At 64.4% G+C, this 15550-nt stretch carries 11 protein-coding genes and 1 pseudogene; 10 read left to right on the top strand and 2 right to left on the bottom strand.

Annotated features, from left to right (window positions below; translation table 11 throughout):
- Positions 1-53: 53 nt before the first annotated feature.
- The 8 genes and pseudogenes from BQ7106_RS11455 to BQ7106_RS09160 form a co-directional block, all read left to right on the top strand.
- Positions 54-209, top strand: a pseudogene (locus BQ7106_RS11455) (type IV toxin-antitoxin system AbiEi family antitoxin domain-containing protein); the annotation flags it as partial.
- A gap of 36 nt (positions 210-245) precedes the next feature.
- Complete coding sequence (locus tag BQ7106_RS09190; protein WP_240307475.1) at positions 246-1145, top strand: hypothetical protein; 900 nt, start codon at positions 246-248, stop codon at positions 1143-1145.
- Between the two features lie 18 nt (positions 1146-1163).
- Positions 1164-2099: a nucleotidyl transferase AbiEii/AbiGii toxin family protein gene (locus BQ7106_RS09185; protein ID WP_083526997.1), complete on the top strand. Its 936-nt coding sequence runs from the start codon at positions 1164-1166 to the stop codon at positions 2097-2099.
- A gap of 35 nt (positions 2100-2134) precedes the next feature.
- Positions 2135-3850 (top strand): DUF6020 family protein, encoded by a 1716-nt coding sequence (locus BQ7106_RS09180; RefSeq protein ID WP_072374587.1) that lies wholly within the window; start codon positions 2135-2137, stop codon positions 3848-3850.
- Between the two features lie 133 nt (positions 3851-3983).
- Positions 3984-5330 (top strand): glycosyltransferase family protein, encoded by a 1347-nt coding sequence (locus tag BQ7106_RS09175; protein WP_159431282.1) that lies wholly within the window; start codon positions 3984-3986, stop codon positions 5328-5330.
- Between the two features lie 74 nt (positions 5331-5404).
- Complete coding sequence (locus tag BQ7106_RS09170) at positions 5405-5857, top strand: DUF4869 domain-containing protein (RefSeq protein WP_072374581.1); 453 nt, start codon at positions 5405-5407, stop codon at positions 5855-5857.
- Positions 5854-6831, top strand: a complete 978-nt coding sequence (locus tag BQ7106_RS09165) for a hypothetical protein (RefSeq protein WP_072374579.1) — start codon at positions 5854-5856, stop codon at positions 6829-6831. The genes BQ7106_RS09170 and BQ7106_RS09165 overlap by 4 nt, the downstream gene beginning before the upstream one ends.
- A 90-nt stretch (positions 6832-6921) precedes the next feature.
- Positions 6922-9681 carry an S-layer homology domain-containing protein gene (locus BQ7106_RS09160; protein WP_072374576.1) on the top strand — a complete coding sequence of 920 codons (2760 nt, stop codon included), beginning with the start codon at positions 6922-6924 and terminating at the stop codon, positions 9679-9681.
- A gap of 598 nt (positions 9682-10279) precedes the next feature.
- Here the strand turns inward: BQ7106_RS09160 and BQ7106_RS09155 are convergent.
- Positions 10280-12937 carry an S-layer homology domain-containing protein gene (locus BQ7106_RS09155; protein WP_072374572.1) on the bottom strand — a complete coding sequence of 886 codons (2658 nt, stop codon included), beginning with the start codon at positions 12935-12937 and terminating at the stop codon, positions 10280-10282.
- A gap of 568 nt (positions 12938-13505) precedes the next feature.
- Between BQ7106_RS09155 and BQ7106_RS09150 the strand changes: the two genes are divergently transcribed.
- Positions 13506-13934, top strand: a complete 429-nt coding sequence (locus BQ7106_RS09150; protein ID WP_072369833.1) for a transposase — start codon at positions 13506-13508, stop codon at positions 13932-13934.
- Positions 13935-13956: 22 nt separating this feature from the next.
- Entirely contained in the window at positions 13957-14577 is a 621-nt protein-coding gene (locus BQ7106_RS09145; protein ID WP_072369829.1) for a transposase, read from the top strand.
- 98 nt (positions 14578-14675) lie between these two features.
- On the opposite strand, the gene BQ7106_RS09140 is transcribed toward BQ7106_RS09145, so the two are convergent.
- Complete coding sequence (locus BQ7106_RS09140; RefSeq protein WP_072374569.1) at positions 14676-15455, bottom strand: SDR family NAD(P)-dependent oxidoreductase; 780 nt, start codon at positions 15453-15455, stop codon at positions 14676-14678.
- Positions 15456-15550: the final 95 nt, after the last annotated feature.

The following is a 15550-nucleotide window of genomic DNA, read 5'->3' as shown; positions in this document are numbered from 1 at the left end:
CTATGTTCTGATGTTGAGGCGAATTTATTTACAAATATGTGTACAATTATGCCATGAGTAGACTTGGCAACATACGTAGACTCGAGGAGCTCGCATCGGAGCAGTGGGGGCTGATTACTGCTGCCCAGGCAATTCGCGTGGGCAGCAGCAGGACACAGCTTAGCCGAATGGTGTCCGATGGAAGGCTGGAGCCCATGTGCTACGGCGTCTACCAAGTCACTTCTGGTAGCGAAACGGACCACGCCATGCTCAAGGCGGCATGGATGTCGCTATACCCCAAGAAGTACGTAAGGGAGCGGGTTGTAGAGAACCGCCTTGACGCAGTTGCAACCGGTCGGACAGCTGCGAGGCTCTACGGGTACGGAGACCTTTACGAGTCTCCGTACTGCTTTGTTGTGATGAGCGGCAAGCGATCGACAAGGCGTGACATGGAGCTTGTTCGCGACACAATAAATGTTTCGGACGTTTCGTTCGAGATGGGAATTCCCGTCGTTCGACCGGAGCGAATGATTGCCGATCTCCTGAGAACGAACGAGGATCCGAGCCTGGTGGACGATGCCATTGCTGATATGGCTTCGAAGGGTCATGTGCTCGACAGAAGGAGGCTGGCTATCCTGCTTGAGCCTCTTTCCAAGCGGCATGGGTACGATTCGGGTGACATCATGGCGTCCAGCCTCATAGACCGCAACGCCACCGTGCCTCTCGTGAGCAAATCACTAAGTAACCTTACGGCTGCGCTGGAATCCTCTGAGGAGTGGAGGCGCCTGACGAGTATTGTTTCGGAGAATCTTTCGGTCATTTCAGCTGCCCAAGAAGCTTCCCGCAGCCTTCCCAGTTCAGAGATGATCGACAATCTGAGCGCCGCCGTGCAAGCAATTCCACGGGCGGGCATCGACGAACATCTCTTTGGTAGCGCGCAGTCTCTCGTCTCGTCGATGAGGGCCGTTGATGGTGAGCGCCTGGACGAGTGGAAGGAAGCTGCGTGTATATCTCCGGCAATGCTGCAGGTGATTGAGAGCTGTCAAAAAACGATCGCCCCTCTTTTTGATTCCGGGGTGATCGAGAGGATGAACGAAGTCCTGAAGACGATAGGACCCGTAATTAGCGCCGTTCGGGAGAGCGGTGCGAGCGCTGATAGAAAATGAGGATGGAGGCGAAGGCTCTTGATAGCAACAGGCTACAGATCCTTGACCCAAAGGGTTAATGCCGCTGCCAGGAAGTCCCAGCGCGATACCGGGAGGGCGGTTGAAAGCTTCTATCTCGACAGGCTACTTTGCAGGGTGTTTAGCGAGGACGAGCCGTCTTTCGTCTTGAAGGGAGGGCAAAGTCAACTAGCAAGGCGACTTGTGTCCCGCGAAAGCCGTGACATCGATCTTGTTGGCAGGATGACTCAAGTCGACGAGGCCCTTGAGGAGTTGAAGCGCCTCGCGTCGAAGGACTTGCATGACTTCATAGAATTCCGCTTTGCTGGCGCTACGCCCATTCCAGTCTCTCAGGAGTACCGCACGGGCTACGCAGTCGAATTCATCCCGATCCTTGGCGGCGTAAGACCGCTTAATCGGATAAACGTTGACCTTGTTGTCGATGAGACTCCTCCGGAGAGCTATGAACTTGTCTCACCGGCGAGCAGGCTCGATATAGACGGGCTAATAACATTCGACTATGCCGTTCAGCTTATCGAGGAGAGGGTGGCGGACAAGGTCTGCGCAACAATGCAGATGTACGGAGGACGCCCCTCCTCCCGCGTAAAGGATCTCGTTGATCTAGTTGCCTCAATGCTCTGGGATGAGATTGATGCGAGCATCCTTTCCGAGAGGCTTTCTCGGGAGATCCTTCTTCGTCACATGGGAGAGATAAATCTTTTCAGAGTTCCTGACAGCTGGAAGACGTCCGGCTTCGAGGCCTTTAATTCCATGGCTAGAGAATGCGGATTTCCGGAGGGGCTATGCGATGTCTCCGGCGCCGAACAGGCGATCGCCGAATGGATTGCTCCTGTTCTTGACCGCACCGCATTAGGTCTCAGGTGGGACCATGAAAAGAAGGCTTGGTGTTCTGGCATGGCTTCCGAACCCACGTGTTCGATTCCGCCCGTGAGATAATCGTGCGCGTGTGAACGATTGCTCTGGGGGTGCGAATGGCGGATCTGGTGGCATACGTCCTTATCGCCGCGGCGGGGGTACTGCTCTGCCGCAGGCTCGAGGTGGGGCCGGACGGGTGGTCCCTGGGCCTGGGCGCCCTCCTCTCCGCCTTCCAGGTGCTGGGTCGCGCCTACCGCGACCACGGGACGTTCCGCGCAATCTACGCGTCCCCGGCGGACCTCGCGCTGAACGTCGTCCTTCTTGTTGTTGGGGCCATTGCGCTGGCGCTGCTCGTGCGGCTCGCATTCTGGCTCATGGACCGCCCGGCCCCGCGGCTGCGCGAGGGCGACGCTCCCTCCGAGGCGCGCTTCCTTCCGACCCCCGCGGTCATGGCCCTGCTCGTGGTTGCGTGGCTGCCGTACCTGGTCACGTTCCTGCCGGGGTCGTTCACCTTTGACGGTACCAACCAGATGGACGTCTTCTACGGGTTCCTCCCCAAGACCAACCACCACCCCTACCTCATGACCCTCCTCATGGGCTCGGTCTTCGACGTGGGGCGGCGCCTGGGGTCGGACAACCTCGGGATCTTCCTATGGGTGGCGCTGCAGACGCTCGTGCAGGCGGCGGCGCTCTCGCTCTCCGTGCGCTCCATGCGCCGGATGGGCGCCCCGAGGGCGGCGCTCGTTGCGGCCACCGCCTTCTTTGCCCTGACGCCGGCGTGGGGCGCCTACGCGCAGGCCTTCCTCAAGGACACGCTCTTTGCGTCGCTGCTGTGCCTGTACGTGACGCTGCTCGCGGAGTCGTGGGAGCGCTGCCGGCGCGAGGGGGAGGTCTCGCCCGCCCAGGCGGCGGGGCTCCTGGCACTGGGGGTCGCCCTCTGCGTGACGCGGCACAACGGCGCCTTCGTGGTGGCGCTCTGCCTGCCGGTCGTGGTGGTGGCCATGCGCGGCTGGCGCTCCCGCGCGCTCGTTGCCGGCGCGGCGGCGGGGGCGCTCGCGGTCTACCTCGCGGTGTCGGCCGCCCTGCTGCCCGCGATGGGCGTGGCGCCGGCCGGCAGGCAGGAGTCGCTCGGGGCGCTCTTCCAGATGACGGCACGCTACCTCAGGGAGGCGCCGACCGACGTGGAGCCGTGGGAGCGCGACGCCATATCGGCCGTGCTGGACTACGACGCCATAGCGGAGTCCTACGACGGCAACAAGAGCGACGCCGTGAAGGTCACCTACCACGGGACGGACGACGACCTGGGGGCGTACCTTGCCGCCTGGGCGTCGATGGGCCTTCGCCACCCGGGGGTCTACCTCGACGCCTTCCTGAACGGCCTCTACGGCTACCTCCACGTGGACACGTCCTGCCCGCACGACACGTGGGACTACCGCTTCTACGCCTACGGCCCCCTGCCCGGCGTGCCCGACGACTTTGAGGTCGCCTACGTCATGCCCGAGGGCGCCCGCGCTGTGGTGATTTCCGCGTGCAACGCCTTCCAGGGGATCCCCGTGCTCGGGTGGCTGGGCCACTGCGGTGTCTACACCTGGGCGCTGCTGCTGGCGTGCGTCCACACCCTGCGCTCCGGCAGGGCGCGCCAGCTCGTGGTGGCGGCTCCCTCGCTGGTGATGCTCGCGATCTGCTTTGTCTCCCCGGTGAACGGGTACCTGCGCTACATGCTGCCCATCATGGCGGAGGTGCCGCTCACGCTGTGGTTCTCCGCCCACGCGGCGGCCGTGGACCCGGCTCCGAGGCTCAACGTCCGCGGGAGGCACGCCAGGAGGGCCTAGCGGGCTTGCCCGAGGGGGCGGCTATACTCTTCCTGAAGGAGACGAGCGCGCCGCTTCTGGCGCGAGCTACGGGAGGTTCTGCATGGCGGCAAGGCACGCTGCGGTCGCGACGGCCGGCACGGAGAGAGGGGACATGGGCAGGGGGCTCCCCTGGCAGGCGCGCGTGGCGCTGCTGGCGTGCCTGGCGCTCCTCTACACGTGGATGGCCGCGCACCTGGGCGTGGGCACGATGGCGGGCGGCCCCGACGAGAGCATGCGCTCGCTCGTGCCCCGGGCAATAGCCGCGGGCAACCTCTTCCCCTCTGGCTACGACCCCGAGGTCATCTACTTCCTGGGCAACTGGTCCTACGCCTTCTACCCGCAGGCGCTGGGCGCCTACCTGAGCGCGTTCTTCATGAAGGTGGCGGAGCTGCTGGGATTCTCGGAGAACGCGTGCTTTGAGGCGGGGAGAATGGCGAGCGTGTGCCTGAGCGTGGTGGCGCTGACGTTTGCCTCGCTCGCGGCGGAGCGCGTGGCTCGCAGGATGCGCCTGGACGTGCGCCTTGCCGGGGCGGGCGCCATCGTGCTCATGGGCCTGTGGCCGCAGTACGCGTTCCTGAGCGCCTACATGAACAACGAGATCGTGGCGCTGGCGGGCGTCTGCCTCATCATCTACTCCCTGGTCTCCGGCCTCATGGACGGCTGGGGGGCGGGCGCCAGGGCTGCGCTCTCCGCAGGCGTCATCGTGGCGGCGCTGGGGTACTGGAACGCCTACGGCTTCATCCTCGCGGGCGTGGGGACCTTTGTCTGGAGCCTCGTGCGCATGAGGGCGCCCGGGCGTGAGAAGGCGCGGCTCTTCCTCACCGCCGCCATCCCGGCCGCCGTCTGCGTGCTGCCGTTCTTTGCCCTGAACGTCGTGCGCTACGGAGACCTGCTGGGCATGTCCACCTTCCACGAGCGCTACCAGCAGTGGCTCGACGCCGGGGGCCAGGTCCTGCAGCAGCCCTATACGGAGGGCCTTGCCTCGATGCTGCTGGAGACCGAGTACGTGACGAGCACGTGGAGATCGTTCATCGGCGTCTTTGGGTACATGAGCTACCTGCTGCCGTTTTTGGCCTACCTCTCCTACACCGTGCTCGCGTGCACGCTGGCCGGCGCCTTTCTGGCGCGCGGGGCGCGGGAGCGTGCGCTTTCCGGCTGGGGCGGCCGCGTGCTCACCGGCGCCGTGGCGCTGGGGTGCGTGGTGACCGTTGCGCTCTCCCTCTACTACTCGCTGGCGACGGACTACCAGCCGCAGGGGCGCTACGTGATCTACCTGCTGCCGCCGCTCGCCATGGCTATGGCGCTCGGCGCCGCGCCGCGCGAGGAGGGCTCGCGCGCGGGTAGGGTTGCGTGCGCGTGTCTGCTCGCGGCCTTTGCCGTGGCGGGCCTCGCGATTCTTGCGTGCGCCTCGATAGACTGCGGCTGGACGGGCGTTGACGTCACGCTGATGCAGCACTAGGGGCGGGGCGCGGGGTGATTCCCCTCAGAGTGGGCTACAATTTCCGACAGGGATGCCGTGGGGGAGGTTCACTCGTGCTCAGCGTCTGGTTTGGCCCCATGGAGGGCGCCATCTACAATACGGCGATGTACTTCAGGAACACCTTCCAGGAGGGCTGGCTCGATGACCCGCTCGCCAAGGAGATGATCAAGGGGGTGGACCGCGCCGAGGTGCTCTCCGGGCGCCTGGTCGTCTCCCGCGTCCTCGGACCGGTCTCGCCATACGAGCTCTCGGGCGGCGTGAAGACGCTCCTGCTCATACGCAACTTCCCAGAGCTGGTCTTCAACGCCTCGACCTGCGGGGACAACTGTGCTCGCTGGATTCTCAAGATGGGACGCGAGGGGGACGTCACCGTGAACCTCCGCCACATCATGGACTTTGGGGGCAGGAAGTTCACGGTAAAGGTGCTCAACACCGGCGCGGTGGTCCACACCATGAGAGAACTCGCACTGGAGGCCGCCCCCCTCCTTGACGGAGGCATGTCGTGAGGGGGCGGCACGATATCGTTGTGCGCAACAACCGCGTCCAGTTCACGCTGTCCGTGAGGCGCAACATTACGATACTCCGCGGGGATAGTGCAACGGGCAAGACTACCCTCATCGAAATGATCTCAGACTTCGAGGCCCAGGGCACGGCGAGCGGCGTTGAGCTCAGGTGTGACGTTCCGTGCACGGTTCTCTCGGGGGCGAGGTGGAAAAGGGACCTCGAGGGTATCTCCGGGTACGTTGTTTTCATCGACGAAGGCAATGAATGGGTATCCTCGAGGGACTTCAGGGACGCCATTGAGGGGAGCGACAACTACTACGTCATCGCCACGCGTGAGCGCCTTGATTGCCTGCCGTACAGCGTCGAGGAGGTATATCGCCTCAAAAACACGACGAGCGTGCGGAGCTCCCAGCGCTACCGAGACGCAAAGCGTTACTTCACCTCCGCTAAGAGAATCTACAGCACCATTCCCACCAACGACGCACCCATCCCCGAGGAGGTCATTGTGGAGGACTCGGGCTCAGGCTTCAGGTTCTTTTCGGCCCTTTCCAAGCGATCGGGTGCTAGATGCGTTTCCGCTGGTGGCAGGGGCAACGTCTACCGCAAGATCATGGAATCGCATGTGGAGCACCTCCTCGTCATAGCGGACGGCGCCGCCTTTGGGTCCGAGATGGAGCGTGTTCACCACGTATGCCGCGAGCGCAGCGTACAGCTTTACCTACCTGAGTCTTTTGAGTGGCTGCTCCTGAGTTCTGGGCTCGTAAGAGATGACGAGCTCCCGGCAATCATGAGGTCCCCGGAGGACTTCGTCGACAGCCGCGAGTACCTGAGCTGGGAGAGATTCTTCGCGGCAACGCTCGTCCGCATGACGGCAGGAACCTATCTGCGCTACGCGAAGGGTTCTCTTTCGGACTCTTGGCTTGAGGAGCGCTCGCTCTCCGCCGTTAGTTCTGCAATGCCACGAACCGGGCTTTAGGCTGGCTCGAAACCCCAGCACGCGACATGTGGGCGCAAGCTGCTGCGATTCTCCATCGTCTCCCCATCCCCACTTAAAAGGAGACAACACATGACAGCTTGCACCAACAACGGGGGGAGCAGGGCCCGTCGCGCCGTCACCGCGGCGCTCGTCGGCGTCCTCTCCGTCGGCGCGGCCCCGATGGTCGCGCTGGCCACCGGCGCGCCCTCTGGCGAGGTCCAGCTCCAGGCCGCCAGCACCAACGAAGCCATCATGGCGGGCACGGTTGACGGCTACAAGGTCGGCATCAGGGACTACAAGGGCAACGGCCCCGTCTCCCTCTCCATGAGCGACGTGCAGTCCCACAACAGCACCATCGTCATCACCTCTGTCAAGCCCGGCGGCGTCGACACCGACTCCGCTGCGTACAGCGGCTCGACCTATTACTACAAGAAGGTCACCGGCGCGGTTGACGAGACGACTAGCGTCAAGTTCAACGGCGAGTGGTACCAGTGGCTCACCGACCAGACGTTCGCCAACCTTACCACTGGTGACTACATCGCCGTGATCCAGAACCTCACTGGCGTGAGCTACGACGCCGGCGAGTCCTACAACGTCCCCGCGGTCAAGTTCTCCGTCACCGCCGACGCGCTCGACGGCGCCAAGGTCATGAAGGAGCTCAAGGACCTTATGGGCAACGTCATCGGCTACTCCGACGAGCTTACCTGGGAGTCCGGCCAGGATTGGGACGACCTCAAGATCGTCCTCAACGACAAGGTCGTCACCAGCGCCGACTTCGCCGTCTACGCCAAGAACCAGGCCACCGGAGACCTTAAGCACTCCGAGATCCTCCCGGGCACGTATGAGGTCGTCATCACGGGTGCCAACGCCTATGACGGCGAGCAGGTCAAGTACGACGTCACCGTCGGCAAGCTGAACCTCTCCACGCTCGGCCTCACCATCGCTGACGTCAAGGGCAACACCGCCCCCACCTTCAGCGACCTCTACAACCAGAACCAGATTGTCATGGACGACAAGCTCGGCGGCGTGGCTACCGACGCCATCCTCGACTTCGCCATCTCCGGCACGACGTGGGAGACCTCCGGCCTCGGCGAGTACACCTACACCCTCTCCGTCAAGGACGGCGCAACCGTCAACGGCGTGAACGGGCAGAACAACTTCAAGGTCTCCGACCTTGTCGAGGGCACTGCCACCATCAAGTTCAACCGCATCAACGCCAGCGCGTCCAGCGTCACCTGGACCTATGACGGCAAGTCGTTCACCGGCGGCAACATCACCGTCGACGCCAGCGCCGCGAAGGACGACCTCGCGAACGGCACCCTGAAGTCCCTCGACTTCTCGAAGTTCGGTGGCACCTACGCCGACATCACCGACCCCGGCACCACCGGCGAGCTCGCGGCCGACCAGATCTCCTACAAGATCTACGACGCCGAGGGCAAGGAGGTGTCCGCCTTCGGCGCCAAGGGCACCTACAAGGTCGTCGTCGAGGCGGTCCCCAGCAAGCTCGGCTGGAACGTCGACCGCTCCGCGCTCATCTTCAACGTCACGGTCAAGCAGGGCACGATCGGGAGCGCCAACGTCATCTTCACGTATGACGGCGACGTCAAGCAGGGTTCTGTTAACGTCAACTACGATGCTGCTGACTACGCCTCCCGTCTCGGCATTCAGGTCACCGACTCCAAGGGCAACGCGCTCAAGGAGGGCACCGACTACAAGGTCACCATCAAGAACTCCAAGGGCGACGTTGTGGAATCCGCAGTCGACGTCGATACCTACACCGTGACCGTCTCCAGCGACACCTACGAGCTCGGTGGCAGCGTGAACGGCGTTGAGTCCATCGACATCCGGATTGATCCTCTCGAGCTGACCTCTGCCAACACGAGGGTCACGTTCCCGACGGCAATCACCTACACGACCGGCAGCGGCGCGTACGAGGTCGAGCACATGTTCATCCCCTACACGGGGCAGGACATCACCCCTGTCATCGAGGTTGCCTACACGACCGACGAGGACGGCAAGCCCGTCTGGAGCACCCTCGACGCAGCACTCTATGACCTGACCTTCGGCTACGACGCTGACCTCGAGGGCGCCTTCAACGGCAGCTCCTCTCGCCCCGAGACCATCAACAAGGTCGGCCGCTACAGCGTCGCCTTCCAGATTGACCCGGCCGACACGAAGAACGTGTTCACCAGCGCTCTCGTGTGGGACAACAACGACTCCAAGGGCTTCACCGTCACCGACAAGGTCAAGGTCTTCGTCGACGTCCCGAACACCTCCTACTACGCGCAGCCCATCTACACCGCGGTGAGCGAGGGCTACATCGTCGGCCTCGGCGGGTCCAACATGTTCGGGCCCGACCAGTCGATCTCCCGTGCCGACATGGTCTGCGTGCTCTACCGCATGGCCGGCGGCTCGGTCGACTCCGAGGGCGTGAGCAACGCCGACAAGGCGTACATCTCCGACTTCGAGGACGTCGACCCGAACGCCTACTACGCCAAGGCCGTCGCCTGGGCCGTCAAGGCCGGCGTCGCGAACGGCTACGGCGACACCTTCGGCACCGAGCGCGCCGTGTCCACCGAGGAGTTCGTGACCATGCTCGCCCGCTACGCGGCGATCTGCGGCACCGACACCTCCGTCGACGACGTCGACGCGGTGCTCGCCGGCACGCCCGACGGCGACCAGGTCTCCGGCTACGCCCGCGAGGCGATGGCCTGGGCCGTCGAGAGCGAGTACGTGGGCAAGGACGGCAACTCGCTCGTCCCGCAGGGCTCCGTCTCCCGCGGCCGCGCGGTGACCATCGCCGTGCGCTACCAGCCCGAGAAGGCGACCATCGTCGGCTCTGTCGAGTAAAGATTGTCGTAATCTCGCTAACGCTTTTCCGTGGCGCCCCGGCAGCGGCCGGGGCGCCCGGGAGGGTCAGCCGGGGATGACTTGTTGAGCCGTCCCCCACAGGCCTTCCTGGTAATGCAAGCTGTCGTGCGAGAAGGCTGATCGGCGAGGCGCGAGGCCTCCCCCTGGGGCTCGCAACGAGAGGGGGAGGCCGAGCGGCGCTTTGAGTTGATTTGACAAGGCCCCGTAGACGGTACTCCTGAGGCAATGCCTAGAATGCGGCGCCGATTTGCGCAGAGAGAATAGAGACGCAACGAATCGAGGCCCCCGGGGGATTCCCCGGGGGCCTCGACCTGTCTTAATCCGGTTGTTTGGCGGCCCGAACGGCTCGCCCTCCCCCTCCGTTGCGAGCCCCGGGGGAGGGCCCAGCCTCGCCACTTCGCCTTCACGCACGACAGCTTGCTCTGCCCAAAGGCTCGTCGGACGGCGCCCAGCCGGGTGCGGTCCGGCAGGCCTGCTGCCGGGGAGGGCGGGGGCCGGAGCCCCCGCCGGAAATGAGGCGCTCACATCGTGCGGGCCGCCGAGTGGCGGCCCGCCTTTCGCGAACGAGCGGCCGCGACTAGTTGTCGCGGTTCGCGTCCTGGTCGGTCAGACCGGGGTTGTCAACGAGGACGTCGTCCCCGCTGAGCTGCTCGGGCTGGTAGCGGACGGCGATGACGACGGCGCGGGCGCGGTACACGGTGCCCTGCGGGTCGATCAGGTTGCCGTCCTTGGCGATGTAGCCCTCGGAGACGGCCCAGGCGACGGCGTCGCGGGCGTAGGAGCTGACCTGGTCGCCGTCGGCGACGCCGGAGAGGACCTCGTCGGTGTCGACGGAGGTGTCGGTGCCGCAGATCGCCGCGTAGCGGGCGAGCATGGTCACGAACTCCTCGGTGGTGATGTAGCGGGCGGAGCCGAAGGTGTCGCCGTAGCCCCTGGTGATGCCCATCTTGGTCGCCCAGGCGACGGCCTTGGCGTAGTAGGCGTTCTGGTCGACGTCGGAGAAGCTGGAGATGTAGCCGAGCTCCTCGTTGGTCATGCCCTCCTGGTCGGTGTTGATCTCGCCGCCGGCCATGCGGTAGAGCACGCACGCCATGTCGGCGCGGGTGAGGTTGGAGAGCGGCGCGAACATCGTGGTGCCGCCGACGCCGCCGATGTAGCCCTGCTCGTTGGCCTGGAAGACCTCCTGGGCGAACCAGTCGGTGTCGGACACGTCGGTGAAGACGCGCTCGGAGCGGACGTCGATCTTGGCGACGGAGAAGTCACGGAACCAGTTGTGGTCAACGACGGTGCCGGTGATGTCGGGAACCCACAGGTAGTTGTCGTTCACGATCTTCACGGACGGCACGTACTGGCCGACGGCGTTGATCGAGTCGACGTCCTCCCAGCCCGCAGACTTCCAGTCGCCCCACCAAGTCCCGATGAGGGAGAGGTCAGTGAAGTCGGCATCGTAGAAGAAGTGGTCGACCTCGACAACGCCCTCGGGGAGCCTGACCTCGTTGCCCTTGTCATCGGTGTAGTAGAAGTAGTAGCTCGCGTCCTCGCCGGTGTAGGGGATGTAGGAGCCCTTGTCGCCGAAGTCGGCCATCTGCTCGGAGCCGATCTTCAGGTTATCGAGCTGCATGGGCTGGACGTCGACGCGCAGCGTGGTGCCGCTCCAGTCTCCGTGGCTGACGCGGATGTCATAGGTGTCGCTCACGACGGTCACGGTGTAGGTGCCGGCGTCGACGATCTGGTCGACCTCCTGGTCGAGGGAGTTCTTCACGACGACGTCGTAGTCCTCGCCCTGCACGAGCGTCTTGTCGTGCGACTTGACGTCGATGCCGATCTCGGGAAGGACGTCCTCGCCGTCGTAGGTCGGGTGGATGGTGCCCGCGACCACGTCGCCGTTCCAGGTGTAGGTGAGGTCGGCGGCGGTCCAGAGGTCGTCCTCCATGACCTTGATGGTCATGCTGACGGGCTCCTTGAGGCCAAAAGCATAGTCATCCACGAAATCGAACACGAGGGTGTATGTACCAGCCTTAGAGTTGACATCCTGGGGCGCGACCTCGTTGCCGTCGGCGTCGGTGATGGTGATGTCAGCGTGGTCGTAAGCTCCGGGAACAAGGCAGGAGATCTTAGCAAAATCGAAATAGGAGTTTGTCTTGGTTCTGACAACCTCAAGCTCCTTGCCATCGAGCACATCAGTGCCGTACATAATCTGATTGGCGTCAACAACGGTGTCGACGGTCCTGAAGCTCGCGGTTCCGAGCCCGGTGATATTCTCGTTACCCTCAGCAGGAGACACCGCAACTTCATACGTGTTGTGCTCCATGATGTTGCCAGACTCGCCGTCAGGCCAGTTGATAGCAATCTTGTCATTGCCCATCATGACGCCGTTGACGTAAGCCTCGTCCGGAAGCCCGGTCCAAGACTCGCCCCACTGGCTGACGTCAGGGATGAAGATATCGGCGGAGGAGAGGTCGAGCTGCGCGATGGTAAAGTCGATGGTCTCCTTGGATCCCGCATAGTCGCCGGTGCCCCTGAGGACAGCCTGATATGAACCGGCGTTCTGGGGAGCAGCCGGGAGAACCGCTCCAGTCGCTGCGTCAACCCAAATGACCTCAAACGCCTGGGCATGCAGACCCGAAAGGCTTCTACCGTCAGCGCCGTAACGCACGCCATCAACAGCGAAGCCGAAATCGAGTGCCTCACCGGTGTAGGTGAAGGAGGAGTCGGTCACGTCGTCGCCCTCGTAGATCGTCGCGCCCTCGAGGGACTTGCCGACGATGCTGAACTCCATCACGAGGTTGCCCTCGTAATTGGCGTCGCTGTCCATAATGGCGTTTGCGGGGATGACTACATGATAGGTCCCGACGTTCTCGATGAGCTCCTTGGCAACAGGATCCCCGTCGGCATCGGTAAAGTACACCTTGGAGTCATCGACGGCGACAGGGTTGGTGGCGCCCTCGGGCATGACGAGCTGCGGCAGGATGTGGTGCTCGCGGCCGTCGTACTCGAACTCGTAGCCCTCGGGGTCGGTGATGACGTAGCCGTCGTTGTCGTAGGCGTAGGTCACCTTGCCGTTTTCCCAGGCGCTCTTAGGGGACACCGACATCGTCGTGACGTCGCCGGACGCCGGGGCGGCGCCGGTCGCCAGCGCGACCATGGGGGCCGCGCCGACGGAGAGGACGCCGACGAGCGCCGCGGTGACGGCGCGACGGGCCCTGCTCCCCCCGTTGTTGGTGCAAGCTGTCATGTGTTGTCTCCTTTCAAAAGACAATCTAGAAACCTTGGACACAGGCGACATTATCCTACTTTGCCGCCTTGCTCGCAACTTTGAGACGGCAAAGCGCGCAGGCAATGAGTCTGCATCCTTGAGGCATACTATCACTTGTATCTAAGCGAGTCACGCGCAAATCCAATTTTTCTAGGAGATTGGAAACTTTGGGGCGCTCTGCGTCTCCCCACAAGCCCATTCGATCCCACGATATTCAGGTTTTTGCGCAAACCCAATCTAGCACATCTATCGGCCAAGCTGTGCCTGTCGATTTTGTCACCGGGCCGAGGTTCTTCTCTGTCACCTGCTTTTACCCCGTGCTCTCGCATCCATTCAGGGGGTCGGTATGGGAGGCCGCCTCCTCAGGTTCCCCCCATCGCTGAACACAAGCTGAGGCTTTCCGCCCCGGGTCCTTCTCGCCTACCTGTGCGTCTTGTGTTTCTGAATCTTTATATGTGGCCCCTAACGAGAAGCATAGTCCCAGGGTTTCTGTCCGGTCGCCGGAGTACGCTCGCGGCGCAGGGCACGACGGCGTGGGGAGGTCGCGATGGCGAGCATGACGGGCAGGGACGTGGCGGCGGCGAACGGCGGGGACGGGACGCTGGTCGACTGGATGGCGCGCTTCGGCACCGAGGAGGCCTGCGAGGAGGAGCTGCTGCGCAGGATGTTCCCGGAGGGGTTCCGCTGCCCCTCCTGCGGGCACGCCAGGTGCGCCCGGGTCAGGGGCCGGGCGCGCAAGTGGCAGTGCACGCGCTGCTCCAGGCAGTTCTCCGTCACGGCGGGCACCGCGATGAGGGGCACCAAGCTGCCGCTGGTCAAGTGGTTCCTCGCCGCCTACCTGATGACGCACTCCAAGCGCGGGGTCTCCGCGATCGAGCTCGCGAGGCACCTCGGGGTCTCCGAGCGCACCGCCGGCTACGTGCTGCTGCGCCTCCGCGGCGCCATGGCCAGATCGGAGTCCGTTCAAGCGGCTTGACGGCACCGTCGAGGTCGACGAGATGTACCTCGGGGCGACGGTCGCCGGGAGGGTGGGCCGCGGCTGCGAGAAGGTGCCCCTGCTCGTCGCCGTCGAGGCCCCCGGCCCGCGCGGCCCGGGCCGCTGCTCGGTCAGGGTCGCCTCCGACGTGACGGCGGGCTCCTACCGGGAGTTCCTCCGCGCCCGCGTCAGCGTGCTCGCCCGCGTGCGCTTCGACGGCTTCCTGCCCATAGGCTGCGCGGTCGCGTCGTGGCCGCGCGCCGAGGCCGGCAGGTCGCCCTCGGGCGGGGCGCCGGGGACGTGGCTGCGCCTGGCGCACAAGGTGATCTCCAACCTGCGCGCTTACGCCCAGGGGACCTACCACGGGCTCTCGAGGACGCGGACGCAGGGCTTCGTGGACGAGTTCTGCTGGAGGTACTCGCACCGCGCCCCGGGAGGGCCCGGGATCGCCTCGGAGCTGCTGGGGGAGGCCGCGCGCGGTCACGTGCCGAGGGCCGACCTGCTCTCCTCGACGTTCTCGGCGCAGGGCCCGGGCAGGAGGTTCAGGAACGCGGGGCGGGAGCGCCGCGAGAACGAGGAGTGGGTCGCGGCGGCGATCGCCGAGGCGGCGAAGGAGCGGATGGCTAACTATGCCGCTCGTTAGGGGCCACATCTTTATATATATGTAATGCGGCGGACGCCGCGTGGCGCCCGCCGCATCGCTTCGCCTGGCTCGACTCGGATCGTGGGGTCAGCTCTCCCCTAGCCCATCACGATGGAGTCGAGGTGCAGCGGCATTCCGGTGGTGTGCGCCGAGACCTCGGAGGCGAGGTAGAGCGCCGCGTAGGCCACCTCCTCGGGCCTGCAGTAGCGCTTGTCGAGCGCCGTGGCCGCCATGAGCTTCTCGGCCTCCTCGTGGGGCATGTCGGGACCGAAGGTGTCCCGCTCGATGCGCAGCATCATGTCCGTGGCCACCGGACCGGGGCAGATGTAGTTGACGTGGACGCCCTCGGCGCCGACCTCGTTGGCCACGCACTTGGTGAGGCCCGCCACCGCGTACTTGGAGGAGCAGTACGTGCTCATGGTCGCCGCGGGGGTGTAGGAGCCTGCGGACGCGATGACCACGATCGACCCCGACTTCTGCCTGAGCATGTAGGGCACCGCGTACTTCATGACGAACATGGGGCTAAAGACGTTCAGGGAGTAGACCTTCTGGACCTCCTCGAAGTCGACGTCCTGGATCGGGGCGACCTTGCCCTCGTAGCCAGCGTTGGGAATGGCGACGTCGATGGTCCCGTAGTGCTCCGCGGCACCCTCCACGAAGGCCTTGACCTGGTCCTCCTGGGTGGCGTCCATCACGAAGCCCCAGACGTGGTCCTCGTCGACCCCGAGGGTGGGGATGAGCGCGTCGAGCTTCTCCTGGCGCGTCGACGAGATGGCGAGCTTGGCGCCCTCCGCCGCGAAGGCCCTCGTTATGGCCGCGCCGATGCCGCCCGTCGAGCCGGTGATGAGAACGACCTTGTCCTTGAGCTTCAGATCCATGTGCGCTCCTTTCTCTGTGACTGCGCATGCGGATAGCGTAGGGGCGCGGCCGAGGGGGCAGGCGGAGTCCGCGAATGGGTCGGCAGGCGGCGGGA

The organism is Thermophilibacter mediterraneus (assembly GCF_900119385.1).
In the GTDB taxonomy this organism is placed as follows: Bacteria; Actinomycetota; Coriobacteriia; order Coriobacteriales; family Atopobiaceae; genus Thermophilibacter; species Thermophilibacter mediterraneus.
The sequence above is the reverse complement of the archived record's forward strand: the minus strand, read 5'-3'. Positions and strand labels throughout refer to the sequence as shown.

What these genes read in the sequence shown, in the direction of transcription:
- BQ7106_RS09140 (WP_072374569.1), bottom strand. Translation starts at nt 15,455, where the DNA reads ATGGATCTGAAGCTCAAGGACAAGGTCGTTCTCATCACCGGCTCGACG.
- BQ7106_RS09155 (WP_072374572.1), bottom strand. Translation starts at nt 12,937, where the DNA reads ATGACAGCTTGCACCAACAACGGGGGGAGCAGGGCCCGTCGCGCCGTC.
- BQ7106_RS09175 (WP_159431282.1), top strand. Translation starts at nt 3,984, where the DNA reads ATGGGCAGGGGGCTCCCCTGGCAGGCGCGCGTGGCGCTGCTGGCGTGC.
- BQ7106_RS09190 (WP_240307475.1), top strand. Translation starts at nt 246, where the DNA reads ATGCTCAAGGCGGCATGGATGTCGCTATACCCCAAGAAGTACGTAAGG.
- BQ7106_RS09145 (WP_072369829.1), top strand. Translation starts at nt 13,957, where the DNA reads ATGTACCTCGGGGCGACGGTCGCCGGGAGGGTGGGCCGCGGCTGCGAG.
- BQ7106_RS09160 (WP_072374576.1), top strand. Translation starts at nt 6,922, where the DNA reads ATGACAGCTTGCACCAACAACGGGGGGAGCAGGGCCCGTCGCGCCGTC.
- BQ7106_RS09180 (WP_072374587.1), top strand. Translation starts at nt 2,135, where the DNA reads ATGGCGGATCTGGTGGCATACGTCCTTATCGCCGCGGCGGGGGTACTG.
- BQ7106_RS09150 (WP_072369833.1), top strand. Translation starts at nt 13,506, where the DNA reads ATGGCGAGCATGACGGGCAGGGACGTGGCGGCGGCGAACGGCGGGGAC.